At 56.5% G+C, this 26,088-nt stretch carries 24 protein-coding genes; 14 read left to right on the top strand and 10 right to left on the bottom strand.

The genetic code is table 11. From position 1 onward, the window contains the following. Nucleotides 1–123: 123 nt before the first annotated feature. The 5 genes from ABIT76_02560 (at nt 124) to ABIT76_02540 (ending at nt 3,007) form a co-directional block, all read left to right on the top strand. Entirely contained in the window at nt 124–333 is a 210-nt protein-coding gene (locus ABIT76_02560; GenBank protein MEO7932018.1) for a DNA-directed RNA polymerase subunit omega, read from the top strand. A gap of 24 nt (nt 334–357) precedes the next feature. Beyond that, nucleotides 358–843, top strand: coding sequence for an SsrA-binding protein SmpB (gene smpB, locus ABIT76_02555; protein MEO7932017.1), 486 nt, complete (start codon nt 358–360; stop codon nt 841–843). Between the two features lie 56 nt (nt 844–899). Further along, the gene (locus ABIT76_02550) at nt 900–1,082 is read left to right on the top strand and encodes a DUF3008 family protein (protein MEO7932016.1); all 183 of its coding nucleotides are present in this window, start codon (nt 900–902) and stop codon (nt 1,080–1,082) included. 90 nt (nt 1,083–1,172) lie between these two features. Continuing rightward, the gene (locus ABIT76_02545) at nt 1,173–2,486 is read left to right on the top strand and encodes a DUF2157 domain-containing protein (GenBank protein MEO7932015.1); all 1,314 of its coding nucleotides are present in this window, start codon (nt 1,173–1,175) and stop codon (nt 2,484–2,486) included. Next, nucleotides 2,483–3,007: a GDYXXLXY domain-containing protein gene (locus ABIT76_02540; GenBank protein ID MEO7932014.1), complete on the top strand. Its 525-nt coding sequence runs from the start codon at nt 2,483–2,485 to the stop codon at nt 3,005–3,007. Before ABIT76_02545 ends, ABIT76_02540 begins: the two co-directional genes overlap by 4 nt. A 116-nt stretch (nt 3,008–3,123) precedes the next feature. Here ABIT76_02540 and ABIT76_02535 read toward each other — a convergent pair whose 3' ends face one another. From ABIT76_02535 to rimO, 3 genes are all read right to left on the bottom strand, one after another. Next, nucleotides 3,124–3,507 carry a helix-turn-helix domain-containing protein gene (locus ABIT76_02535; GenBank protein MEO7932013.1) on the bottom strand — a complete coding sequence of 128 codons (384 nt, stop codon included), beginning with the start codon at nt 3,505–3,507 and terminating at the stop codon, nt 3,124–3,126. Between the two features lie 247 nt (nt 3,508–3,754). Further along, a complete protein-coding gene (locus tag ABIT76_02530; protein ID MEO7932012.1) occupies nt 3,755–5,002 on the bottom strand; it encodes a hypothetical protein in 1,248 nt (415 codons plus the stop codon). 23 nt (nt 5,003–5,025) lie between these two features. Next, nucleotides 5,026–6,465 carry a 30S ribosomal protein S12 methylthiotransferase RimO gene (rimO, locus tag ABIT76_02525; GenBank protein MEO7932011.1) on the bottom strand — a complete coding sequence of 480 codons (1,440 nt, stop codon included), beginning with the start codon at nt 6,463–6,465 and terminating at the stop codon, nt 5,026–5,028. A 304-nt stretch (nt 6,466–6,769) separates the two neighbouring features. Here rimO and ABIT76_02520 point away from each other — a divergent pair, with 304 nt between their 5' ends. From ABIT76_02520 to groL, 6 genes are all read left to right on the top strand, one after another. Next, on the top strand, nt 6,770–8,089 hold the full coding sequence (locus ABIT76_02520; protein ID MEO7932010.1) for a bifunctional UDP-3-O-[3-hydroxymyristoyl] N-acetylglucosamine deacetylase/3-hydroxyacyl-ACP dehydratase: 1,320 nt from the start codon (nt 6,770–6,772) through the stop codon (nt 8,087–8,089). A 16-nt stretch (nt 8,090–8,105) separates the two neighbouring features. Beyond that, complete coding sequence (gene lpxA / locus ABIT76_02515) at nt 8,106–8,879, top strand: acyl-ACP--UDP-N-acetylglucosamine O-acyltransferase (GenBank protein MEO7932009.1); 774 nt, start codon at nt 8,106–8,108, stop codon at nt 8,877–8,879. A 29-nt stretch (nt 8,880–8,908) separates the two neighbouring features. Continuing rightward, nucleotides 8,909–9,904, top strand: a complete 996-nt coding sequence (locus tag ABIT76_02510; GenBank protein MEO7932008.1) for a type II secretion system F family protein — start codon at nt 8,909–8,911, stop codon at nt 9,902–9,904. A 172-nt stretch (nt 9,905–10,076) separates the two neighbouring features. Continuing rightward, a complete protein-coding gene (gene dnaK / locus ABIT76_02505) occupies nt 10,077–12,008 on the top strand; it encodes a molecular chaperone DnaK (GenBank protein ID MEO7932007.1) in 1,932 nt (643 codons plus the stop codon). A gap of 98 nt (nt 12,009–12,106) precedes the next feature. Then, complete coding sequence (gene groES, locus ABIT76_02500; GenBank protein ID MEO7932006.1) at nt 12,107–12,400, top strand: co-chaperone GroES; 294 nt, start codon at nt 12,107–12,109, stop codon at nt 12,398–12,400. Nucleotides 12,401–12,436: 36 nt separating this feature from the next. Continuing rightward, nucleotides 12,437–14,080, top strand: a complete 1,644-nt coding sequence (groL, locus tag ABIT76_02495) for a chaperonin GroEL (GenBank protein ID MEO7932005.1) — start codon at nt 12,437–12,439, stop codon at nt 14,078–14,080. A gap of 117 nt (nt 14,081–14,197) precedes the next feature. Here the strand turns inward: groL and ABIT76_02490 are convergent, their stop codons facing one another. The 4 genes from ABIT76_02490 to ABIT76_02475 are packed head-to-tail and all read right to left on the bottom strand — an operon-like array spanning nt 14,198 to nt 20,448. Then, nucleotides 14,198–15,034 carry a hypothetical protein gene (locus ABIT76_02490; GenBank protein MEO7932004.1) on the bottom strand — a complete coding sequence of 279 codons (837 nt, stop codon included), beginning with the start codon at nt 15,032–15,034 and terminating at the stop codon, nt 14,198–14,200. After that, a complete protein-coding gene (locus ABIT76_02485; protein ID MEO7932003.1) occupies nt 15,025–18,747 on the bottom strand; it encodes an ATP-binding protein in 3,723 nt (1,240 codons plus the stop codon). The genes ABIT76_02490 and ABIT76_02485 overlap by 10 nt, the downstream gene beginning before the upstream one ends. Next, nucleotides 18,686–19,270 carry a hypothetical protein gene (locus ABIT76_02480; GenBank protein MEO7932002.1) on the bottom strand — a complete coding sequence of 195 codons (585 nt, stop codon included), beginning with the start codon at nt 19,268–19,270 and terminating at the stop codon, nt 18,686–18,688. The genes ABIT76_02485 and ABIT76_02480 overlap by 62 nt, the downstream gene beginning before the upstream one ends. Next, entirely contained in the window at nt 19,267–20,448 is a 1,182-nt protein-coding gene (locus tag ABIT76_02475; protein MEO7932001.1) for a hypothetical protein, read from the bottom strand. Before ABIT76_02475 ends, ABIT76_02480 begins: the two co-directional genes overlap by 4 nt. 892 nt (nt 20,449–21,340) lie before the next feature. Between ABIT76_02475 and ABIT76_02470 the strand changes: the two genes are divergently transcribed. Together ABIT76_02470 and ABIT76_02465 are read left to right on the top strand one after the other, a co-directional pair. After that, nucleotides 21,341–21,769 (top strand): hypothetical protein, encoded by a 429-nt coding sequence (locus ABIT76_02470; GenBank protein MEO7932000.1) that lies wholly within the window; start codon nt 21,341–21,343, stop codon nt 21,767–21,769. Nucleotides 21,770–21,787: 18 nt separating this feature from the next. Further along, nucleotides 21,788–22,495: a hypothetical protein gene (locus tag ABIT76_02465; GenBank protein ID MEO7931999.1), complete on the top strand. Its 708-nt coding sequence runs from the start codon at nt 21,788–21,790 to the stop codon at nt 22,493–22,495. 359 nt (nt 22,496–22,854) lie between these two features. On the opposite strand, the gene ABIT76_02460 is transcribed toward ABIT76_02465, so the two are convergent. Both ABIT76_02460 and ABIT76_02455 read right to left on the bottom strand, forming a co-directional pair. Continuing rightward, a complete protein-coding gene (locus ABIT76_02460; GenBank protein ID MEO7931998.1) occupies nt 22,855–23,256 on the bottom strand; it encodes a PIN domain-containing protein in 402 nt (133 codons plus the stop codon). After that, the gene (locus tag ABIT76_02455; protein MEO7931997.1) at nt 23,237–23,524 is read right to left on the bottom strand and encodes an AbrB/MazE/SpoVT family DNA-binding domain-containing protein; all 288 of its coding nucleotides are present in this window, start codon (nt 23,522–23,524) and stop codon (nt 23,237–23,239) included. The genes ABIT76_02460 and ABIT76_02455 overlap by 20 nt, the downstream gene beginning before the upstream one ends. A gap of 152 nt (nt 23,525–23,676) precedes the next feature. On the opposite strand from ABIT76_02455, the gene aspS reads away from it, so the two are divergent. Beyond that, complete coding sequence (gene aspS / locus ABIT76_02450) at nt 23,677–25,497, top strand: aspartate--tRNA ligase (GenBank protein ID MEO7931996.1); 1,821 nt, start codon at nt 23,677–23,679, stop codon at nt 25,495–25,497. On the opposite strand, the gene ABIT76_02445 is transcribed toward aspS, so the two are convergent. Further along, entirely contained in the window at nt 25,494–26,087 is a 594-nt protein-coding gene (locus ABIT76_02445) for a hypothetical protein (protein ID MEO7931995.1), read from the bottom strand. The genes aspS and ABIT76_02445 overlap by 4 nt on opposite strands. Nucleotide 26,088: the final 1 nt, after the last annotated feature.

The following is a 26,088-nucleotide window of genomic DNA, read 5'->3' as shown; positions in this document are numbered from 1 at the left end:
ATAGCTTTGAGGCGAGACACCTCAAAGAACACGCGAGACGCGTGCGCTCCCGAAGACTCTCTCCCGTTGACAGAGGGGACTTTCGCCCCTATTTATCCGGTCCGTTTTACTCCGCCATTTCCTATGAACAGTCTGCTCGTCGAAGAAGCCCATAAAATCATCACCAACAGCCAGGTGCTCATCAACGTCGTCTCCAAGCGTGTGCGCCAACTCAGCGCCGGCGCTCGTCCGACCGTCGAAGTCGGTCCGAAAATGGGCCTTTCCGACATTGCCCTCCAGGAAATCATCGAAGGCAAGCTGAAGCTCGATCTCTCCGAGCCAGCCGCAGTTTAATTTTTTTCAACTCCCGGCCAGATTATGGCTGAAAAAGAGAAGCGGGCGAAAACCCCCGAGATCACCACCAACCGCAAGGCGCTGCGGGATTATTTCATTATTGAGCGCTTCGAGGCCGGCATCGAACTCAAAGGCACCGAGCTTAAGTCGATTCGCGCCGGATTCGCCAATCTGACCAACGCCTTTGCCCGCGTGGACGACGGCGAGGTGTTCCTGATGGACGCCGACATTCGCGCCTATGACAACGCCAGCCACGAGCAGCACGCGCCGAAGCGCCCCCGGCGGTTGCTCCTGCATAAAGCGGAGATCTTAAAACTTTTCAGCGCCACCGCCATCGAGGGCCAGACCATCGTCGCCCTCGGGATGTATTGGAAAAAAAGCCGGGTGAAAGTCGAGATCGGCATCGGCAAGGGCAAGGTCTCGCACGACAAACGCGCCGATTTGAAGGAAAAAGCCAGCAAACGCGAGACAGATCGCGAAGTGGCCCGCTTCAACAAGCGGCACCTCTAAACACATCGGGTTTCGTTCAACACATCCGGGTTTCATTCCGCTGGCGAAGAACGGTTATGTCTGCGAAATCCAAAAAACAGCAGATGGCCGCCGGAGCCGCCCTCTCCGCCAAGCGCGGCGAAACCCCCAAGAAATCCCTCAAAGGCGCCTCCAAAAGCATGGCCGAATCCATGAGCGAGAAGCAGCTCGAAGACCTGGCCGAGACCAAACGCTCCGGTTTGCCCACGAAGAAAAAGTAGGGCGGAGTTCCAATCCACTCTGTGCGAAGGGGAAGTTCTCCCGTTGATTTTTCCCGTGTCATCGCACTCTGGAACGTTTAATCCTTCCTCGTGAACGAACCGCAGGCCGCCCGCTGGTTGATTGATCAGCTTCCAAAACTGATCGCTCAAGGCGTGATCGGCGAGGGTTCTGCAGAAAGCTTGCGAGCGCATTATGCAGCCGTTGCCGGGACAGGAACCGGGTCTCGGAACATCATGGTCATTATTTTTTCGGTGTTGGGCGGGTTGCTGGTCAGTGCCGGAATCATCCTGCTTTTCGCGCACAACTGGGATCAACTGGGGCGGCCCGCACGCGCCGTGCTTTCATTTTTGCCACTCGCACTCGGCGTGGTTCTGTCTGGGATAGCGATGACCCGGAAAAACAACTCTGCCGCGCTGGCAGAAGGAGTCGGGGCATTTCATTCGGTGGCGATCGGTGCTTGCATCGCCTTAATCGCGCAGACTTACCAACTCTCCGGCAGCTTCCCCGCCTTCATTCTCACCTGGGCGCTGCTCGCTCTGCCCCTGGTTTATCTGCTTCGCTCCACATCGGTCGCGATCCTCTACGTTGCCGGAATTACGACTTGGGGAGCGGATTTGGTGATTCATCGTGACTCGATGTTATGGTTTTGGCCGTTGCTCCTCCTCGTGCTGCCACATTACTGGCTGCTGATTCGAGAAAACCGCTTCTCCGGACGTGCCTGGTGGATGTCGCTCGCCCTGGCGCTGGCGATTCCCGTGAGTGCCGGGTTTCAATGCGACCGCGCGGTGTTCGCCCTCTGGCCGCTGGTTTTTTCCGGGATTTTCGCGTCACTTTATCTGGCGGGATGCACGTGGTTTCGGAAAACCGAAGCGCCGCGCGTGGGACATCCCTTCGTCTTTGTGGGCCAGCTTGGAATCGTCGTGCTGGCGATCTGGTTGAGCTATCGGTTCGCGTGGGAAGATCGCGTTTCCGACATTTATTCCGAGCCCGTCTGGTCGGCTGGGGCGGTGGCGAACACGATCAACTACGGTTTCCTCATTCTGTCGGTCATCCTCCTCACGTTCGGTTGGCTGCGTAAAACTCCCCTCAACCCCGCGGCCGGTTTGCTGCCGGTCGTGGCCCTTTGCGGCACCTTTCTGCTCCGCACCGGCACAGGATCCACTTTGATTTTGATGAATCTCTACGCCCTCGCGCTCGGAATCGTCACGATTATCCGAGGCACGCGCGATCTGCGTTTCACCACGCTGAATGCGGGATTGCTTCTCGTGGCCACGCTCATCATTTCGCGATTCTTCGACAGCGACGTTAATTTTTTGCTGAAAGGTGTGGCCTTCATCGTCGTGGGAGCCGGTTTCGGTGGAGCGAATGTTTTCCTGCTGAAAAAGCGAGGGAGAACGAAATGAAACTCCGCGTTTTCCTGCTTTCGCTCGTCGCGACGGCCCAGTTGGGAGTCCCTGGTTTCATGATTTACCAGCAGGAAGCCGCCCTTGAGCATGGACGGGTTTTCAAATTCCACACGGCTCCCGTCGATCCTTACGACGCCTTCCGCGGTCGTTACGTGGCTCTTTCGTTCCAGGACGACACCGTGACGACGAAGGATAAATTTCCACCAGACACTCAGGTCTGGGCCACTCTCGAAGAGGACGAAAAAGGGTTCGCCAGAATCCAGTCCATCAGCCGCGAAAAGACGGCAGGCGATAACGTCATGCCCGTCGAAGTGCAATGGGGCGACGCCACCACCACGACGGTCAAGTTTCCTTTTGATCGTTACTACATGAACGAAACCGCCGCCCCCGCAGCGGAAGCGGCCTATCGCGCCAGTAATCGCAACGGACAGCAAAACTCCTACGTCACCGTCCGCGTCCTTCACGGAGTCGCGGCCTTGGAAAAACTCTACGTCAACGACAAGCCTGTCGGGCCGTAGCCGAAGCTAAACGCCTTCGCCTACCCGGTTATACCGCCGTCACAGAGTTTTATTTCAGCCGGCCGCCCCTCAGTGAGCTCTGTGCTCCTCCGTGCGAACCTTTTTCTCCAGCGCAATCAATCAGCCTTCTGCGCTGCGGGAATTTGGCAATGGCCGTAATCCGCCACGCCGGGCGTCCGGAGAAATCGCGATGGAATGTTATACAACCGTGCCCGGCCCACTTCCACGAGACCCGCCTCGCGCAATCGGGCGATATGTTTCGAGATCAAACCGGGCGAACGCCCCAGCCGCGTGGCCAGTTCGCTCACCATCAGCGGCTCGCCTTTCGCGAGTTCGGCAATCATCCGCCAGCGCGTGGCATCGCCCCAGAGCCGGGGCAAACGTCTCGAGTGACAGCAGATCGAGCGGGGCTGTCGAAACGGCGGTGGCAGGGGCAGGGGAGTTTTCCATGGGAGTTGCAGTTGAATGTCGAAATAACGCTCCGTAAAGAGCCATTGCACTCTTGTCACACGCCAATGCATTCCGCAACCAACCGATTGCATTCCACTCAGCCGCTGTTGTATTCCTGTGGACGGCAATTGTGTTCCGATCATGCGCCAACACGTTCTTGTTAGCGGCCATTGCATTCCACTCATACACGATTGTGTTCTTGTTAAACGCCGTTTCGTTCCTGTATCAAGCCATTGTCTTCCGGTAAAACTCCATTGCGTTCCGCGAAAGGGCGGTATCTGCACCCGCAGAGCGCGTTTATGGAGCCGTCGTCGTCCCCTTTTCGCCCCGACGGAAGGTCAGCGACACGGGTTTGCCCTTGTGGAGCACAGTCGATTGCAACTGGAATGCGTTTTGGTCGTCCATCACGCGATACTGAAACGTTTCCCCGTTCAGCGGATCGGGAAAACGAGCCAGTGCTGCCATGCCTTCGTCCATGAGCGCCAAGCCGGCGGCAGTCATGGCCCGTTGCCTGAGTGACGTCCGCAAATCGCGGCGAATACCAGCAAACGTCTGGATCGGGTTGGATCCATCTTCCCACGTCGGCATGTCTGCGACTTGCTGGCACCATTGATCAAACTTCTCGTCGGACCAAAAGACGCTTTCGTCTGCAACCCGAGCTAATTTTTCGAAGCCTTTGCGGGTTCTTTTCTGCGTTGCGGAATCACTCCCAAAGAGGCCTGCGCCCATGCGTTTGGTCCATTCACTCAGAGGCTTGCCCTCAAAGTCCACCCCCGACTTATAAAGATCTATCAACTGGAGATTTGTTTCGATTTCGGAGCGGTTACACGATTGGGCAACGGCTAGAAAATCTGGCTGGATCCACATTGTTAACAGTTCACGCCTATCTTGCGCAGGGAGTTCGGCTGCCCAGTCTTTGATGAACTGGGAGATTAAAGCTTGAGTTCCGAGATGATTTAACGAACTCCCTGTTCCAGCATCCATGCTGTTCGATAACTGATTGAGAGCCCGCACATCTGCGACCGAACTATTCGGCTGATCATGAACTCTTTGTTTTGCGTCCCAAAAGGCTATCTGCGCCAGATCCCATGCCTTGGACATGTGTGTAGTCGTAGTCAGCGTGCGTAAATCGTGAAGTCGCCAATCGCAGGCCGGTTTAGCGGCGCCTTCTCGGAGAAGAGCAATGATGGGCTCGATCTTGGTTAGCAGAGCTTCTACTTCCACTGCCGAAGGCTCTTCCTTGAGCACAGCCCGGTAGCTCATCATATCTTTTTCCCGCTTTGTCAGTTTTTCGAGGAGGGCGAAGGCGCGGCGGTAGTCGTTGGCGGCGTTGTCTTTGGCGCTGAGGCGGGTTTCAGCCGGATCGGCCTCGATCATGCGCGAACGCACAGCGGTTCCGAATGGAATGGCAACGGGACGGGCCGAGGGGGGATTTTTTTCCTCCATTCTCTGTCTTTGAGTGCCCTGATGAATGGAGAACCACATGGTGCACCAGAAAATGATTTGTCCTCCGACGATCAGGAGGAGACGCCGTTTTTTGGTCATGCCGGCCCAGAGTCCAATGGAACTTAGATGACTTCGCCGACGAGGTCGTACACTTGGGTGCCGGTGATTTTGACTTCGACCATCGCGCCGACCGTGGCGGGGGCAGTGAGGAGGATGCGGGCGTCCACGTCGGGGGCGTCGGCTTCGCTGCGGGCCACGAGCGGGCTATCGACGATGGCGCGAATGGTGCGGCCGATGTTGGCGGCGGCGATCTCACCGGCGATGCGCTGCTGGAGTTTCATCGCTTTGCGGTAGCGGGCCTGGCGGACTTTGAGCGGAATCTGATTTTCCATTTTCGCGGCGCGGGAGCCTTCCTCCTGACTGTAGGTGAAGATGCCGAGGCGCTCGAAACGGGTGTCGCGGATGAAGTTGAGGAGGGACTCGAAGTGTTCCTCCGTCTCGCCGGGGAAGCCGACGATGAAGGTGGTGCGAATGGCGATGCCAGGGATGCCGGCGCGAATGCGGGCGATGAGGTCGATGATGTGCTGGCTGGTGGTTTCGCGCCGCATGGTGAGCAACATCTCGGGGTGGATGTGTTGCAACGGCATGTCGATATAGCGGGCGACGTGCCGGGAGCGGGCGATGGTGGCGATGAGTTCGTCGCTCCAATGCGCCGGGTGGGTGTAGAGGAGGCGAACCCAGAAATCGCCTTCGATCTGGTCGATGGCTTCGAGCAAATGAACGAGCGAGACGCCTCGTTGCGAATCGACGGGCTGGGTGGGGCCAGCTTTTTGTTCCCAGAGATCCATGCCGTAGTAGGTGGTGTCCTGGCTGATGAGATTGAACTCTTTCACGCCTTCGGCGACGAGGTTTTGGATCTCGGTGACGACGCTATGGATGGAGCGGGAGCGGTGTTTGCCGCGCATCTGGGGGATGACGCAGAAGGAGCACGGGTGATTGCAGCCCTCGGCGATTTTGACGTAAGCCGAATGCGACGGGGTGAGGCGGAAGCGCGGCGTGTCGTAGTCGGGGATGTAAACGGGCTTGCGGGTGACGAGGTTGAGCGGTTGCCAGCTTTCGTCGGTGAGAGTGGGATTGGATTCGACTGCAATACGAGGCCGCGCGAGGACTTGGGCAACGATGTCCCCGGCCTGGGCGACCTGGTCGAGGCCCATGAAGGCATCGACTTCGGGCATTTCGCCGCTGAGTTCCTTGGAGAAACGCTGGGCCATGCAACCGCTGACGATGAGTTTCTGGCCGGGACGGCGTTTCATTCCGCGGGCCTCGTGCGCCTCGAGGATGGCCTCGATGGATTCCTCCTTGGCTGAGTCGATGAAGGAGCAGGTGTTGACGATGAGCACGTCGGCCTCGTCGGCGTCGGAGGTGACTTCCATGCCATTGGCAAGGATGCTGCCGAGCATGAGTTCCGCATCGACGAGGTTTTTGGCGCAGCCGAGGGAAATCATTCCCACCTTCGGGGCGGCGGCAGCAGGGGAGGAAGGGTCGATGAGGATGGCGTTCATTTTGCGGGCGCAATACTAGCGCATTTTCCCCCTCTGGACAAGGCGCGGCGGCCACGGTCGAGTTTCATTCCACTCAGGCTGAAAAACACGAAGGCCGCAGAACACTCATTCTGCGGCCTCCGCTTGCCTTGTTCCTTAACCTCACTAACAATTTTTGTGCAGTCGCACTGAGGGTTTTGACACCACGTAAGCGTCTGCGTTCACATAATCCTTCGCAAACAAAGCGACGAGTGGACTTGGATTTTATTCGAGAAATGCTTTGCCGTTGGCAATCGGGCTTTTCGGATGATAAAACAGCGCTCCCATGCCTTCTTCCGACTCCGTATTCCAAGCGACCCTGGCCAGCAGCGCCTCCCTCGCCGGCTCGTCCCTGCACACCGGCGAAAAAGTCACGCTAACCATCCAGCCCGCGCCTCCGGGGCACGGGTTTAAGTTTAAGCGCACCGATTTGCCCGATGGGCCGACCGTGGACGCCAAAGTCGAAAATGTGAAATTTGTCGAGCGCGCCACCACGCTGGCCGAGGGAAATGTGAAAGTCCACACCGTCGAGCACGTCCTCTCCGCCCTCGTCGGCATGGGCGTGGACAACGCGCTCATCGAGATGGACGCCAACGAGCCCGCCATCGGCGACGGCAGTGCGCGGCCTTTCGTGGAGTTGATCAAGAAGGCAGGCATCGTCGAACAGGACGTGCGCCGCAGCGAATTCTGGGTGCGCGAGCCGATCCATATTGAAACCAAGAGCGGCTCGCTCCTGACCATTGTGCCAGACGACAAATTTCGGATTTCCTGCACGAACGTCGGACCTGAGGGACGGTTTACCCAGTTTTACAGCACGGAGATTACGCCGGCGATTTACGAGAAGGAAATCGCCTCGGCGCGGACGTTTGTTTTCTACGAGGACGTGCAGCAACTGATGGAAAAGGGGCTGATCAAGGGCGGCAGTCTGGAAAACGCGATCGTCGTGCGCGGCGACGCCGTTCTCAGCAAGGAGCCACTGCGTTTCCAGGAAGAATTTGTCCGTCACAAGATCCTCGACATCGTGGGCGATCTCGCCCTTTCCGGGCAGCGCCTGCGGGGTCACATCATTGCGATCAAACCCGGCCACGGCCCGAACGCGGAACTCGCCAAAGCCATCTCGAAACGCGCTGCAGAGCTGGTCGCGCTCACGCCGCCCACGGTCATCCCGCGCGGCGACGACGGCATGGGAATCAAGGAAGTGATGGCCACGCTGCCGCATCGTTATCCGTTTCTCATGGTGGACCGCATCGTCGGCTTCACCGGCGAAACCAAGTGCACCGGCATCAAATCCGTCACCATTAACGAGCCGTATTTCCAAGGACATTTTCCGGGGCATCCGGTCATGCCCGGCGTGTTGCAAGTCGAGGCGATGGCGCAAGTGGCGAGTATTTTGCTCAAAAAAATAACCGGCGACGGTCGCATCGGCTATTTCATGAGCGCGGACAAGGTGAAATGGCGCAAGCCCGTCATGCCCGGCGACACGCTTTTCATCGAGGCGGAACTGCTCAAGGCCCGGCGCAACATCGGCAAGGCCGCCTGCCGCTGCCTGGTGAACAACGAAGTCGTGAGCGAAGGCGAGCTGATGTTCGGCTTTATCGACGTCTGATAAGAATCGAAGTCGAATGGGAAAAATTCATCCAACGGCCATCATCAGCCCGTCGGCCACCATCGGGGTCGGGACGGAAATCGGGCCGTATTGCATCATCGGCGACGGGGTCATTATCGGAGAAAACTGCTGGCTGCAACATCACGTGACGATCATGGGCCCGAGTAAAATCGGGAGTGGAAACACCTTTTATTCCTACGCCTGCATCGGCCAGCGCTCGCAGGATCTCAAATACAGCGCCGAGCCGACGCATCTGGAAATCGGCGACCGGAATACTTTTCGCGAGTTCAGTACCGTCCATCGCGCGACCGCTCCGGGCAGCGTGACCAAGGTCGGCAACGATGGAAATTTTCTGAGTTACAGTCATATCGCGCACGATTGCGTCGTGGGCGATCACGTCATTTTTTCCAATAACGGCACCATCGCCGGGCATGTGATTGTGGGTGATTACGCGAACATCGGCGGGCTGACGGCGATTCATCAATTTTGCCGTGTTGGTGCACATGCGATCACCGGCGGCTGCTCGAAAATCGTCCAGGACGTGCCACCGTTTTTCATCGCCGACGGCAACCCGGCGGAAGTGCGCGGCGTGAATGCAGTAGGACTCGAACGTCGCGGCTACACGCCAGAGCAGCTGAAGACGCTCAAGGAATCCTACCGCCTGCTTTACCGGTCGAAACTGAATGTCAAACAGGCCACCGCCGAGCTGGAAACGCAATATGGCCACACGGCTGAGGGGCGCATCCTGATCGATTTCATCGCGGCGAGTCAGCGAGGAATCATTCGCTAACCCCGCCGGCTTGGGGGAAAGTTTGCCGCATGAAACTCTCTCTCGCCGAACGCAGCCGGTTCTACGATGAGCTGGGAAAATTGCTGACGGCGGGGTTCCCTTTTCTGCGGGCGATCGAGACGATGCTGACGGCGCGGCCAAGGTTTTCCACACGCCGGCTTTTAGAGAAATTCCAAGGGCTCGCCTTGGGTGGCAACACAATCACGGAGAGTTTTTCGGAGCCGCGAATGCCCTTTTCGGAGATGGAGATCGCGCTGATCTCCGCGTGCGAACGCAGCGGTCAACTCCAGCGGGGATGCGATTTTCTGACGCGTTATTATGCGCGGCTCGATGCGGTGCGGCGGCAGATCGTTCGCCGGGCATTGTATCCGTTTTTCATACTGCACTTCGGCGTCGTCTTGCTGGCGGTGCCGAAGTTTTTTCAAGGCAGCCCGGCGAGTGGAGTTTTGCGCGAGATTGGAATGGAACTCGGCTCGTTTTATTTGCTCGCCGCCGTGCTTTACGGCGTGTCGTCCATGGTGATCAAACTCGCCATGCACTCGTCGGTGCTCGACCAAATCCTGGGAATGCTGCCGCTCTTCGGAGGCATCCACCTCTCGCTGGCGCTCTCGCGGTTTTGCACCACCTATCAGATGCAACTCGACGCCGGCGTCAACGTCATGGACAGCCTCGACACCGCCGCCCGTGCGTCTGCCAGCGCTCGCATCGTTCAAGGAATTCGGGCCAGTTTGCCAGAGATTCGTGCCGGTCAGGCGGTCGGCCCCGAGCTGGCGAAAACCGGCGCGCTGCCATCGGAGTTAGTGCGCAGTCTGGTCATCGGCGAACAGACGGGCGCGCTCGATGCGGAGCTGCTCCGGGCTGCGGGCGACTACGAGGCCAAAGCCCTGCGCGGCATCGAAAGCTTCGGCGACTGGATGCCAAAAGCGATCTACTTCGTGATCGTGATCTTCCTCGCTTGGAACATTATTTCTGCCGCGAAAAAGTCCACGGAGCAGCTCAACCAGTTGATCGATACCGAGCAATAGTGCGCCACGGGTGTGACGCACCTGTTCTGGCACAGTGTGCCAGCCTGACTCGCCTGTGAGCATCTTCAATCGCACGAAGAAGTTGTAAGTCGCAGCAAATCAGGGATATATAATTACATTCTTCAGCGGTCTGGCATCTGCTTAAAGGTTGGGAGTAACCAACTTTTATCTTATGGCAAAAATTTTAGGCATCGATTTAGGCACCACCAACTCCTGCATGGCAGTCATGGAAGGCGGCGAACCCGTCGTTCTCGAAAACTCCGAAGGCGCGCGCACCACGCCGTCCATCGTCGCATTTTCCAAGAGCGGCGAACGTCTCGTGGGTCAGGCAGCGAAGCGTCAGGCTGTGACCAACGCAACGAATACGATCTTCTCGGTCAAGCGTTTCATGGGCCGGAAATTTGACGAGCTCGGCGATGAGGTGAAACGAGTTCCATACAAATTGGTCAAGGCGAGCAACGGCGACGCGCACATCGAAGTGCAGGTCGGCGGCGAGAAGAAGACGTTTTCTCCACCGGAAATTTCCGCGATGATTCTTGCGAAACTCAAGGCCGACGCGGAAGCCAAGCTTGGCGAAACGATCACTGAAGCCGTCATCACCGTTCCAGCTTACTTCAACGACAGCCAGCGCAACGCCACCAAAGACGCGGGTGAAATCGCGGGTCTGAAAGTTCTTCGCATCGTTAATGAGCCTACAGCGGCTTCGCTGGCTTATGGATTGGACAAGAAGTCCGATGAAAAAATCGCCGTTTACGATTTAGGCGGCGGCACGTTCGACATTTCCGTGCTGGAAATCGGCGACGGCGTTTTTGAAGTGAAAGCCACCAACGGCGACACCCATCTGGGCGGCGACGACTGGGATAACGCGATCATGGATTCGATGATTGCCGACTTTAAATCTGACTCCGGGATCGATCTAACCAAGCAGCCTGACGCGGTGCAGCGCATCAAGGAAGAAGCTGAAAAAGCGAAAATCGCACTCTCTTCTTCGCAGACCTATGACATCAATCTGCCGTTCATCACGGCCGATGCGTCTGGACCGAAGCATATTCAGAAAACACTCACCCGCGCCAAGCTGGAGCAGCTCACCGACAGCCTTTTTGAGCGGACTTTGAAGCCCGTGCGCGACTGTCTGGCCGACGCAAAAATTGCAATGAACGACATTAACGAGCTGGTTCTCGTTGGCGGCATGACTCGTATGCCGAAGGTCATTGAGACCGCTCGCAAACTCGTTAACAAGGAACCCCACAAAGGCGTCAACCCCGACGAAGTCGTTGCCATCGGTGCAGCCATTCAGGGTGGCGTGCTCAAGGGTGATGTGAAGGACGTTCTCCTGCTTGATGTGACTCCGCTGACGCTCGCCATCGAAACCGCAGGCGGCGTGGCCACGGCGATGATTCCTCGCAATACGACGATCCCGACTCGCAAATCGCAGACCTTCTCCACCTACAGCGACAACCAGCCCGGCGTGGAAATCAAAGTCCTGCAAGGCGAGCGCCCACTTAGCCGCGACAACAAAAATCTTGGCACCTTCCATCTCGACGGCATCCCGCCAGCACCTCGTGGAACTCCTCAGATCGAAGTCACTTTCGACATCGACGCCAACGGTATCCTGCACGTTTCCGCCAAGGACATGGGCACTGGAAAAGAGCAAAAAATCTCCATCACCGGTTCCTCAGGTCTCGATAAAGCCGAGATTGAGCGGATGCGGAAAGAAGCCGAACTCCACGCGGCGGAAGACTCCAAAGCGAAGGAAGGCATCGAGATTCGCAACAATGCCGATTCTCTCGCCTATCAATGCGAGAAGCAGATCAAAGACAACGGCGACAAACTTCCCGGCGACAAAAAATCGGAGATCGAGAAATCCATCGCCGATGTCCGCGAAGCTCTCAAAGGCAGCGACGTTGACGCCATCAAATCGGCTCACGACAAACTGGAAAAACAATTCCAGGAAGTCAGCGCCGACCTCTACAAGCAAGCCGCCGCCGGTGCTGAAGCTGGTGCAGGCGCCCCGCCGCCAAACGAACCTAACTCGAATGAGAAAAAGGACGACAACGTTGTCGATGCCGAGTTCGAGATGGTGGACGAAGACAAGAAGAAATAATTTTTTCTAACCATGGCCGCGTGAGTGTTGTTCACTTGCGCGGCCTTGTTAGGCAAACCAACAAAAACCAACAACCCAACACGGAAAATAATCCTAGTATGGCAATTAACGTAAAACCACTCAGCGACCGCGTCATCGTGCAGCCGCTTGAAGAAAAAGAAGTCAAAAAAGGCGGAATCATCATTCCCGACACCGCCAAAGAGAAACCGCAGGAAGGCACCATCGTTGCCCTCGGCACTGGCAGAACTAATGAAGACGGCGTCAAATCTGAATTCACCGTCAAAGTCGGCGACAAAGTTCTCATCAGCAAATACGGCGGCACCGAAATCAAGATCGATGGCGAAAACTATCTCATCATGCGCGAGGACGACATCCTCGGCATCATTGGCTAATTCCTAACATTAACATCCAACTCAAATCTAACTATTATGGCAGCTAAACAACTCCAATTCGACGAGCACGCTCGTCACGCACTGCTTCGCGGCGTCGAAAAACTCGCCCGCGCAGTCAAGGCAACCCTCGGGCCATCGGGCCGCAACGTCATCCTCGACAAGAAATTCGGCAGCCCAACGATCACCAAAGACGGTGTCACTGTGGCCAAGGAAATCGAACTCGAGTGCCCTTACGAAAACATGGGCGCGCAACTCGTTCGCGAAGTCGCTTCCAAGACTTCGGACATTGCTGGCGACGGCACCACCACTGCGACCGTTCTCGCTGAAGCCATCTACAAAGAAGGCCTCAAGAACGTCACCGCCGGTGCGAACCCAACCAGCTTGCAGCGCGGCATCAACAAGGCTGTTGAAGCCATTGTTGCCGAACTCGCCCGCATTTCCGTGAAGGTCACCGACCGCAAGGAAATCGCGCAGGTCGCTACCGTTTCTGCTAACTGGGACACCACCATCGGCGAGATCATCGCTGATGCCATGGACAAAGTCGGCAAGGACGGAACGATCACGGTTGAGGAAGCCAAATCCATCGAAACCAGCCTCGACGTTGTCGAAGGTATGCAGTTCGACAAAGGTTACCTCTCGCCTTACTTCGTCACCAACGCTGAGTCGATGGAAGTCTCTCTCGAGAACGCTTACATCCTCATCTTCGAGAAGAAAATCAGCAGCTTGAAAGACCTGCTCCCGATCCTCGAAAAAGTCGCGAAAACCGGCCGTCCATTGCTCATCATCGCGGAAGACGTCGAAGGCGAAGCCCTCGCGACTCTCGTGGTCAACAAGCTCCGTGGCACCCTCCAAATCGCAGCCGTCAAGGCTCCCGGATTTGGCGATCGCCGCAAGGCCATGATGGAAGACATCGCCATCCTCACTGGTGGACGTTGCATCACCGAAGACCTCGGCATCAAGCTCGACTCAATCACCATCGAAGACCTCGGCAAAACCAAGCGCGTTACCATCGATAAGGAAAGCACCACCATCGTCGAAGGCGAAGGCGCTTCTGCCGACATCCAAGGCCGCGTGAATCAAATCCGCCGTCAAATCGAAGAAACTACCAGCGACTACGACCGCGAGAAACTGCAAGAACGCCTCGCCAAACTGGCCGGCGGTGTTGCCGTCATCAACGTCGGTGCAGCCACCGAGACCGAGATGAAAGAGAAAAAAGCCCGCGTCGAAGACGCCCTCCATGCGACCCGTGCGGCCGTTGAAGAAGGCATCGTCCCCGGCGGCGGCGTCGCTCTCATCCGCGCTCAAAAGGTTCTCGAAAACCTCAAGCTCACCGGCGACGAAGAGATCGGTCTGCAAATCATCAAACGCGCCATCGAAGCCCCGCTTCGCCAGCTCGCAGATAACGCAGGCCTCGAAGGCGCGCTCATCGTGGCCGAAGTCAAAAAAGGCACTGGCAACCTCGGTTACAACGTCGCCACTGGCGAATACGTTGACCTCGTGGCGGCTGGAGTCGTTGACCCGACCAAAGTCACGCGTTCTGCGCTGCAACACGCATCGTCGATCAGCGGCCTGCTCCTCACCACCGAGGCGATCATCACCGAGCTTCCTGCGAAGGATAACGGCCCGGCGATGCCTCCAGGTGGCGGCGGCATGGGCGGTATGGGCGGCATGGACTACTAAGTCCGGCTCCCTCGACTAACCAAAACTCAAACACAGCCGGATTCCGAAAGGGGTCCGGCTGTTTTGTTTGCGAAAAAACGTTTCGCCGATTGCCAAAGTTTGCCTGAAGAGCTTGAGTTAATGCAACAGCGTCTCCTGTTCGAGTGCTTTACGAGTAGTCTGAATCAAGACATTCACTTGTGCGATGTCGGGATGCTTCGCCTCAAGCATCGAGAGATGTTCCTGGCGGAGGAATAGATTGCGACTCCCTCGTTCATTTAGGATCGCTTCGAGATTAGAGGGGATAAGTAGGCGAGCTTCCGGGGCGTGGGGCAAAACTTCTGTCGCAAAGATGCGTAAACCCGCTTGGTCATAATCAGGAAAATGAACGACCTTACCCGTCCATTCATGCAGCCATTCTTGCCAGGCCGTTCTCCAATTCCATCGCAGAACGAGCGCAATATTTGCGCGATCTACATCAGTAAAATAAGGAAGCACCTTCTCAAACTTCAAAAGGCATTCTGAGTTTTCTATTACAATTAATGTGCGTGCTGTAACTCTCAGATACGGTAGTTGTGCTGGAGAGATTAGAATCGCGCTGCCAAGGGGCGTGTGCATCAGTGGCTGATCACCGAGAGTGCAATTACCGAAGGAGCGAATGAAGATCCCCGCTAAGGGATTACTCGGCAGTGCCTTGGAATCGCCAGCAATCTCAGCCAGCGATTCGCGACTTCTGTTGCCGGGGGTGGCAAGCGCAAAGCGAGACAAGTCGCGAATGCCCCAATAGTGCTCGGCGAACGCTTCTATCTTTCCAGGAACTCCGCGCATAAGAGAGCTAGATCCTGATTTCTCCGTGCGTACTACACCCGCATTTTCGAGGAGTGGCAGGAGAGCTTTTGCCACGCGGCTCCGCTGTAAGGAGCCGCCCTTGGCGAGGTGTGCGAGTTGGGCAGCTTGGGCAGTAGTTAGTCGCATCGCAGGACTTTACGAAGCACTGTCTGCCCGCCAAATCGCGGACCTTGTTTGCGAACGAGTATCCAGTGGTCGAATCCCGTCGTCTGCTGCGAGTGGCCAGCGGTGATCAAAATAATGCCGCGCTCCGCAGCGTAAGCAAGCACGGCGCGAACGTATTTCGGCGCAAGCACACCTGTTTCATCCATCACGCAATGGACGGTGGACTCTGCTTTCGCGTCGATGGCACGAGAGCGGTAAACTTCTATAAGAGACAGGTAGATGAGCATTTTCACCAAGTAGTCCGTGCCGGTGGAACCAATGTGATCGAGTGATTTTCGCCAGCCCATATCGTGGCCGTTTTCGTAGATGCGAATCAAAAAGTCGAAGTAGTCGGTGAGCGAAAGCTGCTTGCTGCGATGGGTGTCGATCTCACGGAGTAATCGCTCAAAATGCTCGATGGCCCGGTCGATCTCTGCGCTGTCTGCTCGTTTGGCAAAGAGATCGTTCTCTTGGCTGAAGGAGATCCCGGCGAATCTTTCCAAGCCCTCAAGCGTCCGGGTGAGTTGATTGTCCACTCGCTCGACCTTGAGTTCGACTGAGTCGAGCACATCAACGAAGTTGTTTTTCACGAGGTGCGCCTGCACAGAATCCGCCGTCTGATTTACCTGACGGATGCCATCGCGGAACGCGGCGTTTTTGCTGCAAATGTTATGGATGAGTTGCTCGAACTGCTGCGTCTGCAGGCGCTTCATTCCCGTAATCGCACGGTTGTTGACGAAAGGCTTGAGTTCGCCACCGACAAACTGAAACCAATCGAAGTTCTCGTGGGGTGGGGAAAAGCCGAGCAGCTTTCGCTTGAGTGTCTCCTCTTCAAAATGGCCGAGAAATTTTTTCGCGCTGTCATCTCCCTTCTTTCTGATTGATTCGAGGCTCTCGTGTGCGTTCTCCGCAGTAGTGAGAAAACCGTCGACAGAACCCGTCTGGTGAAACGACGCCGGTGGGAGATCAGGGCGATCGAAATAGCCCCACTCTTGGAGAAAGCGCATGTCTTTTTGGAAACGTGCGACCGCCTTTTGATCTTCCTGGAGCGCACCGCTAGCATCATTCAGCTTCTTCGCGCGTTCGGCCAGCGCGGCTTTAGCTAGGCGATTACGTTCGGCGAGTTGCCCGAGCGAAGTTTGTTTCGCACGCTGGATTTCCTCGGCTACCGGGCGCTCGGATTCCCACCCAGGCAGCCTATCCATCCATTCAATTTTTTTCTTCCGATATTCTGCGACCTCCTCGCGATACTCCTCAATGCGGTGAACATTTTTTTCCGCATCCGTAAAGCGCTTCTGAGCGGCGGCGATGCGCTCGGCGTTCGCGCCTTTCTCCGAAAGTGCCCGTTGTGACTCTCGCTCAATGCGGACCACATCCGCATCTCGCTTTAGCCGAGCCGCTTTTTCGTCGAGATCAATGTCGGCTCGTGAGGCATTTTCGGCTTCCGTCAGTTTTTCGCGTCTTGCTTTGAAATCGTCGTCCGCTACACTTTGCAAAGAGCGGAAGCGTTGTTCGATTTCGCCTTCCTCCTTCCGCAGAACTTCGTCGTCCGCCTTCCACGTAGCCTCCCGCATATCGAGCTCTTCGCGCCTGCGCAGCTTTGCAGCGTTGAACTGGCTTTGCAAATTAAGCAGATGGTTTTCGAGCCGGACGACTTCGTTGCCGAGCTTGCCGCACGCCTCCACGCTGGCGGCAATCTTCCCTTCCAGTTCACCAACGATCTGCGCATGGCGTTTCTCTTGCGCATCGAATCCCGCGACATAACGTGCCTGCGCTGAGTTCAGCGCTTCATTCTCTCCAGCGAGTTTCTTACGCAACTCTTGCAAGGCAGTGGTAAGGCGGGCGCGATCGTAAGCTTCAGTCGAGTCTGCCAGGCTGGTTGTGGAAATCTTTACGCCCCATACCGCGCAATCGGTGTTAGACACGGCTTCCGCCTCCAGCTCGTGCGCGTTCCGGAATAGAAGCTCGTGGTTCAACGTTTTCGCGGCCTCCTGCCACGAGTGCGGAGACTGTGTCTGGAAAAAATGCGCCAGTGAGGTGTCGAATTTCTCTAATTCCGCTGTCGTGCGGCTGCGCTCTCCATCCAGATTCGCGATTGCTGCCTCAATGCGCACCTTCTCGTCTGCAGCGTCGCGATCGAGTTTTTCTCGGTCCATCTTCGCCTCCTGCCGCGCGAGCGCCAATTCGCTGCGAAACCGCTCTTGCTGTGCGGACTCCTGATTCTGTTTTCGTTCGGCTTGCCGAAAGCCACCTTCGGTTTCCGCGATCTCCCGCGGCGGCGCGATGTCCGCGAAGGCTCTCAACTCGTCGTTCAGAACTGTTCGTTCACGATTGAGTTTCTCTCGTCGCGGCTGGACCGCCTTGACGGTAATGTTGCGTTCATGCGCGATCTTTGTTCGTGCGGAATCCTTTTCCGCTTCGAGTTCTGTGAACTTAAAGCGGAACCGCTCGCCGCTTTCGAACCGCCGCTTTTGAAAGCCATTGGTGAGTTCCGACCAACTCAGGCGAACGCTATCGAGCAACTGCTCTTTGCGCTGATTCTCATCGACAAATTCTGCGGTGAGCGATGCATGTTCGCGTTCCGCCAGTCGTCGCTCTTCTTCGCGCTCCTGTAGCGAGTCCAATTCCTTTGCCTTTCGCTCAATCTCCCGATTCACGTATTCGGTGGAAATTTCTTTTGCCGTTTTGATATTCGCACCGAGCACGGCAATTTCTTCGCCGCGTTTTTGGATCGCCTCACTCAACTGGAGGTTCCCACATTTAAACTCGGCTTCCTCCTCGGCTTCCTCATCTTTCAGAAGACCGATATGTTCCTCGATCCAGCGCGCCTCTTCCGGCAAGAATTTGGCTGCGCGGACCAAGCCTTCGATTGCGCGTCGCCGGTCTCCTTTCACAATATCGAACGAAGCCGCCAACTCTACGAGGTTCACGGCATCCTGCTCGTGTCGCAGGAAGGTCTTAACTGCTCGATTCACACGGCGAAAGTGCTCCAGCTGATTCTTGAGCTGCACCAAGTCCAGCTCCGCTGCGGAGGCGTCGCTCCGAACACCGCAGGTCAGCGCGGACTTCAACTTGTCCGCATCCAATTGGCTGACGGTGAAAATTCCGCTGATGATGCGCGGTAGCACGCTCACCTGACTGGCACCACGCTCAGCGGGACGAAACACCGCGTAGGTTGAAGGCACGATTCCATAGATGCGATGCGCAAAATCTTCGTAGGACCAGAGCGTCTCTACCGCACAGCGTGCATCACGCCATTGATCCTGCACGCGCTCGATGGGTAGCACGACCTTCCCGTCAACGTAGTAATCCCGCCGAAATGGCGCATCTACGAAATGGAACTGAATGCGTCCCGCCGGACGTGTTACCGCAATGTGGTAGCCTGGCTGGCTTGCATCTCTCGCAACTTCATAAATCAGATAACCCGGCGGATCACCGAGATAGTGGCTGACAAAATCTTTCTTCGTATCGTGTAGCGCGTAAGGTGCCTTTTCGTTTGTGCCAAGGTAGAAAAACAAAACCGTGCGCAACAGCGTGGACTTCCCATGGCCATTAACGCCGATGACCTGGCAATGGCCATTGACTGGAAAATCCACTTCATCGAAGCCCGCAGCATTGATGAGACGTATACGTTCAAGCCTCGGCAATTGACCCTCCTGTCTCGGCTGTGTCGTAGATCTGAATTCGATCTGCAAACTCAAAGAGATAGTGGATCGCAGAGAGAACTCGGTATTCCTGCCGAGCCGGATCGTATTCCGAGAGATAACCTTGGCTAACGAGCGAATGGAGCAGATTCGTGATCCTGTCTGCAAAATTTGTACCCTTTGCTGCCTCCTGAAGAAACCGTTCGGCCTTGGCATCACCGTGGCATTTCGTCGCTAACGTGGCGGCAGAAAATATCACGCCTTCGCTAAAGTGTTCGATGTGTGTGGAAAGAAAATTTAGCAATCCCACCAATCGAATCATCTTTTCGAGCTTAGATTCGATATTTGCCTGAGGCTCGTCGTCGGAAGTGAAATAGTAGCAGCCATCTCCCTTTTGCAGCCGAAATCCAATAACGGCGAAAAATATTTGGCAGGCAGCTTCAACATCGGGTTCATGCACCTGCCGATACAAATCTTTATCGTCGTCCGGGCCATTTTCCGAGAGTAACCTATTTGTTCCACGACAGAGCCTTGAAAAGAGACGGCGAGCGACGAGTGGGGTTTCGATAGTCATCGGGTTGCGGATGTTACCACGGCATATTGCCAACCATCGCTCATGGCGAGATCAAACGGCTTGTTGCTCCAGCCATCCGTCCAATCCTCGTTGCTAAGGATGGCGCAAAAGCCGTCGATTACTTCTTCTTCTGTCAGTAGCCTACCCTCTACCTTTAGACTACGTAGGAACACAAAAAGATTGTCGGTCTGCTTGCAAAAGCTATCGAAAACGTCCTGCCAATCAATTACGGGGGGCATTTCATCTAGGGGATGCTCCTGTATCTCCACACGTCGATTCGTGCGTGGCTCATTTTTCAGACCAGCACGCGCTAGCATGCGCTCGAATAGTTCTGGACGCTCATCGATAACAGACGGAGCCAGCAAAGTGTGCCGGCGAGAGTCACGAAAGTAAGGCCCATCAGCCGTTGCGGCAATCTCCTCAATATTCGTTGCAGGTAAATGTTCATGCCGTTCGATTAAGCCACGAAGGCGAATCAATTTTCTGGCTCGCTCGTGATCGCGCATGACGCGATTTAAATACTGTTCGATCTGCTGATAGATATCGATCAATGCATTGCCGATTTGGTCACAACGCCTGATCAATCGAGATCGAAGCGAAAGAATTTCGATATTCCCTTGCTGCTGAAAAAAAGCGTGATTCTTAAGCAAGTCATCTAGTTCTCCGATCGCCCCTCCGTAACTATGAGCGCGTTCGAGATGCCACTGAAGCTTTAACAACTTAACTTCGTAATCCGCCCCCGCCCGATAATCGAAGTCTACAGTGGACTTGATGTCCTCCAGATGCCGCTGTGCTCGGCTGTCGCAAGTTCGCAAAAATCGCAGGATACCTCGGAAAAAAGTGTCGCTCTTACTTGTCTGCGCCAGCTTACTATACCCATCAATCAACTTCCTTAAATCGTCGAGCAGCGACGAGAGCCAGTCCGCGTGTGCCACCTCCGCAGCGCCCAGCATATCCTCGATGAAACGCTCAATGCGATCATCCAGCCTGTATTCGTTACTCGCGCCATCGTATTGCAGTAACTCAATGCCTAGCAAATGCTCCAACGTAGCGTGGTCGCAAAATTCAGAGGCGAGAGCCCCCGTAATTCGATCATGACGATTTTCAAAAAATCGCCAAAGCGCCGTGCGATAGTCAGTTTGAAATATACGAAATAGACTGTCTTTGTGGATCGACATAGATCGAATTTGGTGGGGTGATTGTCGGAGCTTAACTCAACATTCTCTCAAACCGCCAAAGCAGACTCGCCTTTGCTGGTAGAAATGCATCGTCGTGCGGCGGCAATAGTGGTTCACCATCCAGCTGCATCAAAGCGTTTTCGCCGGGAGAGCGTCGGCGATCTAGGAGGGGGGATACTTTCCATAGGCCCTCCACGTTCGGGACGAGAAGAAAACGATCCATGGCCCAATGGTGATTCTTGCACAGCGCTATTCCATTGCTCGGGTGGTCATTTCCAGTCTCCGCAAAAGGCATAAGATGAGCACCATCGACGAAGGTTAGCTCTGCGTCGGGCAATTTGATTCGCAGTCCGCAGGCTGCGCACTGGTAATCATATATCTCTAACACCTTGCGACGGAAAGCAGGGTTTCTGCCGGCGACCTCTGGGCCTTCTTCGCAGAGACGTGACACCGGGGATGGTCTCCGCGCAGTCTGGTCAGTAAATAAAGATATAAGTGTCTCCAGTTGACTTGGAAAGTACCTGGCTATGATCGCTAACCGCAGCTTCATACGATCATCCACAGTTTCAACGAATCGCTCGAAGCCATTTACCAGGCGAGCAAAAACGACGCCTGAGACGGCCTCCGAGACTGTGGGTGGATGCTCTAATGGATGTTCTCTTGCACCGTCATTTTTAAATGCCAACCAGAGCGAATCACTTTTTAGATAATAGCTTCCGAGTTTCATCGCACTCTACGAACCGCTCGTCGCCAGCCTCACTCTCGCCCTCGGCAATCGTTCTCGGGAAGTGCGCGAATCCAACGATGCCAAGGCCACACTCGAACTCTTTACCCGCGATTACATCGAAGTCCTTCGCCGCCGCACGCGCCGCCAGAAACATGATGTGTCGCCGTGTTAGTGAATCACGGTCTCGACTCCACCGGCGACACTCCTAACATGGAGGGCTGGCCCAATCTCAAGCGCGTCGCCGAGGCACTCGTGGCAGGCGACGCCAGCTCCACCGCCGCCTACGGCGCGATGGCCAATCCCAGCGCAGCCGAGTTGCAGTCCGCTCTTACCGCCGCGCAGGAGGAACATGCCGATGTGGCCCCTGCCGACTCGGCGGTGCAGGCCGCGCAAACCCTCCTCGATGCGCAGGACGAGCGCGCCTTGTTTCTGGTGAGCGAGATTCGTTTCGACGCCCTCGACCATGCCCGCCGCGAGGACGACCCCGGCCAGCGCCGGCTCCTGCGCAAGCTCGGATTCCGTTTCAAGTCTTATCCCGGCGAGACTCCCGAGGACGTTACCGACCAGCCTGCGCCCGCCTCGCCGACACCCTAACCGGCCTGGCTTGCAGACATGCGGCGGGTCATGGAGGATCACCCGATGGAAGACTTAATCCGGCGGGTGCGCGAACTGAGCGACGCCATTCGACCCATCGCCGCCAACCTCGCCGAGAATGGCCTCGACCCTGCCGATTTTCTGGAGGCGTGCGATCAGCTCATCGCCCTCAGTGAGGGTCGGCTGGAGGAAGAGGTCGATGTCTCGGCGCTCATCCGGCGCTTCAGCCAGTATGCGGAGGAGGTCGCCGAGCACGAGTCCCTCATGCGCCAAGCCGCCGCCGTGGCTGCCGTCGCCGAGATTCCAAACGCTCTCGAAGCCATCGAGGGCATAATCCAACAGCTCCGTGACGACGCCCGGCCCGATGCCCTTCAGACGGCACTCGATCTGGAGACCGCGAAAGATGCCGCGCTGGAAAAAATGAGTCGCGGCCAGTCACCTGGCGAGGAGTTTCAGGAAATGGGCCTGGTGGGAACGGCGCATATGGCCGAGCTGCAACGCCGCCTGCTCTACCGCAGCATCGCCCTGGCCCTCTACTACGAATCGCGCTCGCCGGAATGGTGGGCCGTACTCCCGCCGAAAGCCCGGGCCGACTTTGGCAAAACCCTCCGCAACTGGCAGGAACAGCGCGAACAGCTCCTCGGCGAACTCCCCATTGCCGACCGTCGCCGCTTGGAAAACCTCACCCCGGCCGATTTCGACAAACCGGAAACTTGGAAGCCGTAGGGGAAGAGAGTTCGCCCAGCCAGTCAAATGAGCCAACCCGCTCATCTGTCTCGGGCATGGAGGCGGGGCTCAGGCAAAAAGAGGCACAAAACGCCGTTCCAGCCTCATTGTGCGCGATTTGGACATTTCCAGGCCGATTTCTGTCCAAACCGAGCCCGAAACCGTCACCCTCTCGCCAATACATTCATTTCCGACCACGGAAACGGCCACCCTCCAGAAAATAACCCCATTCCCGACCCCGGGATTGGGCTTTCCGGCTGGAATACCTCCATTCCTGACTGCGGGAATGGGGCTATTGCCGGGAGTGCGGGGGTTCTCCAAGCCCGAAACGCGGTTCCCCGGAAACGTGAATGCGTTCTTTATTTCAACCAAGTAATCCCGATTTCCTTTTCAAGAGCCTGGAACTCCGGATCGCCCGTGACGAGCTGGCCTTTCTTCTCTTTGGCCAGGGCGGCGGCACAGGCATCGGCGAGCGAGAGCCGGAAACGGGTTTTGAAGTCGGCCGCCAGGTCGGCCAGTTTTCTATCCACGGGATGAAACTGGATGGGAGCGGCGGTCAACTCATCGGCGATGGTCTTCCAGAGGGCATTCCCTGCCTTGCGCCGAACGATGGTTTGCACCTCGGCGTAGTTCACTTCCGTCATATGCAGCGGGATGTCCTTTTCAGCAGCCTTTTCCAGCAAAGCCCGCACGATATCAGAACCCGCCTCACTCCGGAGCAGCGTCAGCAGGGCGTGAGAATCAAGTATCGTGAAGGCCATGATCCGCGTCTTCCAAGGTTTTTTCATCGCGCTTGTGTGCAGACCACTCTTCTGCAAATGAGGGATCGCCAGAATTGGGTTTTAAGATGCCATGCAGCCGCGCAATGGAGCGTTTGGTGACGGGTTTGAGCAAAATTCCCTCCTCGGTGGCGGTGACAATGGCACGGGTGCCGTCCTCAATTTGGAACTCCTTGCGCAGCCAACTGGGAATGACGACCTGCCCCTTGGTGGTAAAACGAATGGTATCTGCTTTCGTTTTTATGCTCATGGCCTACAAGTCCTATATTTTAGCTGTGTCCGTCAAGAGATTAAAAGTAGGAAATCTATTGCTGTGTCCGACTTTGGCTGGGCTGCTGTCCAAGTGGAAACATGCTCTAGGGGAAACGTGAATGCGTTCTTTGATTCACCGGGTTTTTTGCTATGGTGCCCGTCCTTATGAGTCAGAACAGCCAGAAATATCGCACCCACTCCTGCCAGGCTTTGCGCCCGGAACAGATCGGCCAGACCGTGACCCTTGCCGGTTGGGTGAATTCGCGGCGTGACCATGGTGGCGTCATTTTTATCGATCTGCGGGATCGCGATGGGCTGACTCAGGTCGTGTTTCGCCCCGAGGAATTTCCGGCCATCGCCGAGCAATCCCATGCGTTGCGCGGAGAGGATGTCATTCAAGTTTCAGGCAAAGTCGCCGCGCGTCTGAGTGGAACGGAAAACACGCGTCTGGACACGGGTTCCATCGAACTCGTGGCGGCGGAATTGACCGTGCTGAACAAGGCCGATGTGCCGCCATTTCCGCTCGACGACCCGAAGGTGAACGAGGATCTCCGCCTGGAATATCGCTACCTCGACCTGCGCACGCGCCACATGCAGGAAAACCTGAAACTGCGCCATCGCATCGTGAAGGCGACCCGCGATTACCTCGATGAGGCTGGTTTTCTGGAGATCGAGACCCCCATTTTATCGAACCCGACTCCCGAAGGTGCGCGCGATTTTCTCGTTCCGTCGCGGCTCACTCCGGGTTCGTTTTACGCGCTGCCGCAGGCGCCGCAGCAATACAAACAACTCCTGCAAGTGGCCGGGCTGGAGAAATATTTCCAGATCGCCCGCTGTTTCCGCGACGAAGATTTGCGCGCGGATCGTCAGCCGGAATTCACCCAGATCGACATCGAGGCATCGTTCGTCGGCGAGGAAGACATTCAGACGCTGACCGAGGGAATGCTGGCCCGCGTTTTCCGCGAGGCGAAAGGAGTGGAAGTCTCGACGCCGTTCCCGCGCATCACGTATGCCGACGCGATGAACCGCTTCGGCTCCGACAAGCCCGACCTGCGTTTCGGCGTCGAGCTGGTGGATTTGGTGGATATTTTTCACGCATCGCAGTTCAAGGTTTTCCGCTCCATCGTGGACGGGCAGGGGACGATCAAGGCGCTCAATGCGAAGGGTGCGGCCGAGGCGCTGAGCAAGGAGCAGCTCAAGAAATGGGAGGAGTGGGTGAAGACGGAATTTGGCGCAAAAGGGCTGGCTTACATTCGACTGAAGGACGGCAACTGGGAGTCGCCGATTGTGAAATTTTTCTCCGAGGAGGAGAAGGCGGCGCTGGCGGCGCGGATGCAGTTTGAGGACGGCGACGTGCTCTTTTTCGGAGCGGATTTGAAGTGGGAGGCGGTCTGCGAAGTGCTGGGCCGCGTGCGTTTGCGCGTCGCCGATCTGATGAAACTCGTCCCTGCCGACGCGCCGCTAAATTTCCTCTGGGTGGTGGATTTCCCGCTGCTGGCGTTCTCGCCCGAGGACAACAAATGGGTCGCAGTGCATCACCCATTCACGCGTCCGAAGGCGGAGGACATCGCGCTGCTGGAGGCGGGCGAATACGGCAAAGTCCGCGCCATCGCCTACGATGTGGTGCTGAATGGAGTGGAACTCGGCGGCGGCTCGATCCGCATCCATGAGAAGGATTTGCAGGCGAAGATGTTTGGCGTGCTCGGCGTCACGCCCGAGGAGCAGGAATTGAAGTTTGCGCACTTGCTGCGAGCGTTCAGTTTTGGCGCGCCCCCTCACGGTGGCATTGCATTGGGACTCGACCGTTTCGTGATGCTGGCCGTGGGCGCGTCGAGCATTCGCGACGTGATCGCGTTCCCCAAAAACAATCGCGGCACCGACCTCATGACGCAGAGTCCGGTGGAAGTCGAGCCGAAGCTGCTTCGCGAGATTTACATCCAGAGCACGAAGAAAAAAGAGAGTCCGGTCTAACTCCGCTGGCGCTCTAGCAAGGTCACCATGATCGCACTGAGGACGACTAGCGTTTCCTCGGTTTCCGTGATGCTGGCGCTCTCTTTGGTGATGCTGAAACCGCTCTCGAAAAACGTGCGTTTCTTCACGAGTGTCATCACCAGCTCGGGCGTGGTGGCGCGCTTCACCGCATAGACGGGGTTGAGGAAATAGCCCGTCAGCATTCCCAAAACGGGGACTTCTCCCAACAGGGAATCGAGCACTCCGAGCCAGGGATTGGTCTGCTGCAACTCAAAATGCGGCATTCCATTTTCGTCCTGCACGATGTAATGCGCCGCAAACAAACTCCGCATGCCGGAGCGTTTTACCGCGCCCACCGTCTGGCCGGAAGGCAGGCTGAACGTGTAGCGAGCCGACCAGTCGATCACGCGATCCGCGTTGATGTCGTAGAGATGCTGCGAACGGCTTTCATCGCTGAAAATCTGGACCGCTTCCTTAAACTTGAAGAGTTTCTGCTTCACATAAAACAGCGAGCGCCCGGCATTGTCGGTGATCGAGATCTGCGGTGCCAGCGCCAGAAGTTTGAAAGAGAGATGCAGCGGATATTCCATC

The sequence above is a fragment of the Chthoniobacterales bacterium genome, from assembly GCA_039930045.1.
Taxonomy (GTDB): Bacteria; Verrucomicrobiota; Verrucomicrobiia; order Chthoniobacterales; family DASVRZ01; genus DASVRZ01.
Note: the sequence above shows the minus strand (reverse complement) of the source record. Positions and strands in the feature narration are given on the sequence as shown.

Excerpts from the sequence above, each read along its gene's own strand:
- ABIT76_02560 (MEO7932018.1), top strand. The coding sequence starts at position 124 with ATGAACAGTCTGCTCGTCGAAGAAGCCCATAAAATCATCACCAACAGC.
- smpB (MEO7932017.1), top strand. The coding sequence starts at position 358 with ATGGCTGAAAAAGAGAAGCGGGCGAAAACCCCCGAGATCACCACCAAC.
- ABIT76_02550 (MEO7932016.1), top strand. The coding sequence starts at position 900 with ATGTCTGCGAAATCCAAAAAACAGCAGATGGCCGCCGGAGCCGCCCTC.
- ABIT76_02540 (MEO7932014.1), top strand. The coding sequence starts at position 2,483 with ATGAAACTCCGCGTTTTCCTGCTTTCGCTCGTCGCGACGGCCCAGTTG.
- ABIT76_02530 (MEO7932012.1), bottom strand. The coding sequence starts at position 5,002 with ATGACCAAAAAACGGCGTCTCCTCCTGATCGTCGGAGGACAAATCATT.
- rimO (MEO7932011.1), bottom strand. The coding sequence starts at position 6,465 with ATGAACGCCATCCTCATCGACCCTTCCTCCCCTGCTGCCGCCGCCCCG.
- ABIT76_02520 (MEO7932010.1), top strand. The coding sequence starts at position 6,770 with ATGCCTTCTTCCGACTCCGTATTCCAAGCGACCCTGGCCAGCAGCGCC.
- lpxA (MEO7932009.1), top strand. The coding sequence starts at position 8,106 with ATGGGAAAAATTCATCCAACGGCCATCATCAGCCCGTCGGCCACCATC.
- ABIT76_02510 (MEO7932008.1), top strand. The coding sequence starts at position 8,909 with ATGAAACTCTCTCTCGCCGAACGCAGCCGGTTCTACGATGAGCTGGGA.
- dnaK (MEO7932007.1), top strand. The coding sequence starts at position 10,077 with ATGGCAAAAATTTTAGGCATCGATTTAGGCACCACCAACTCCTGCATG.
- groES (MEO7932006.1), top strand. The coding sequence starts at position 12,107 with ATGGCAATTAACGTAAAACCACTCAGCGACCGCGTCATCGTGCAGCCG.
- groL (MEO7932005.1), top strand. The coding sequence starts at position 12,437 with ATGGCAGCTAAACAACTCCAATTCGACGAGCACGCTCGTCACGCACTG.
- ABIT76_02490 (MEO7932004.1), bottom strand. The coding sequence starts at position 15,034 with ATGCGACTAACTACTGCCCAAGCTGCCCAACTCGCACACCTCGCCAAG.
- ABIT76_02480 (MEO7932002.1), bottom strand. The coding sequence starts at position 19,270 with ATGACTATCGAAACCCCACTCGTCGCTCGCCGTCTCTTTTCAAGGCTC.
- ABIT76_02475 (MEO7932001.1), bottom strand. The coding sequence starts at position 20,448 with ATGTCGATCCACAAAGACAGTCTATTTCGTATATTTCAAACTGACTAT.
- ABIT76_02465 (MEO7931999.1), top strand. The coding sequence starts at position 21,788 with ATGCGGCGGGTCATGGAGGATCACCCGATGGAAGACTTAATCCGGCGG.
- ABIT76_02460 (MEO7931998.1), bottom strand. The coding sequence starts at position 23,256 with ATGGCCTTCACGATACTTGATTCTCACGCCCTGCTGACGCTGCTCCGG.
- ABIT76_02455 (MEO7931997.1), bottom strand. The coding sequence starts at position 23,524 with ATGAGCATAAAAACGAAAGCAGATACCATTCGTTTTACCACCAAGGGG.
- aspS (MEO7931996.1), top strand. The coding sequence starts at position 23,677 with ATGGTGCCCGTCCTTATGAGTCAGAACAGCCAGAAATATCGCACCCAC.
- ABIT76_02445 (MEO7931995.1), bottom strand. The coding sequence starts at position 26,087 with ATGGAATATCCGCTGCATCTCTCTTTCAAACTTCTGGCGCTGGCACCG.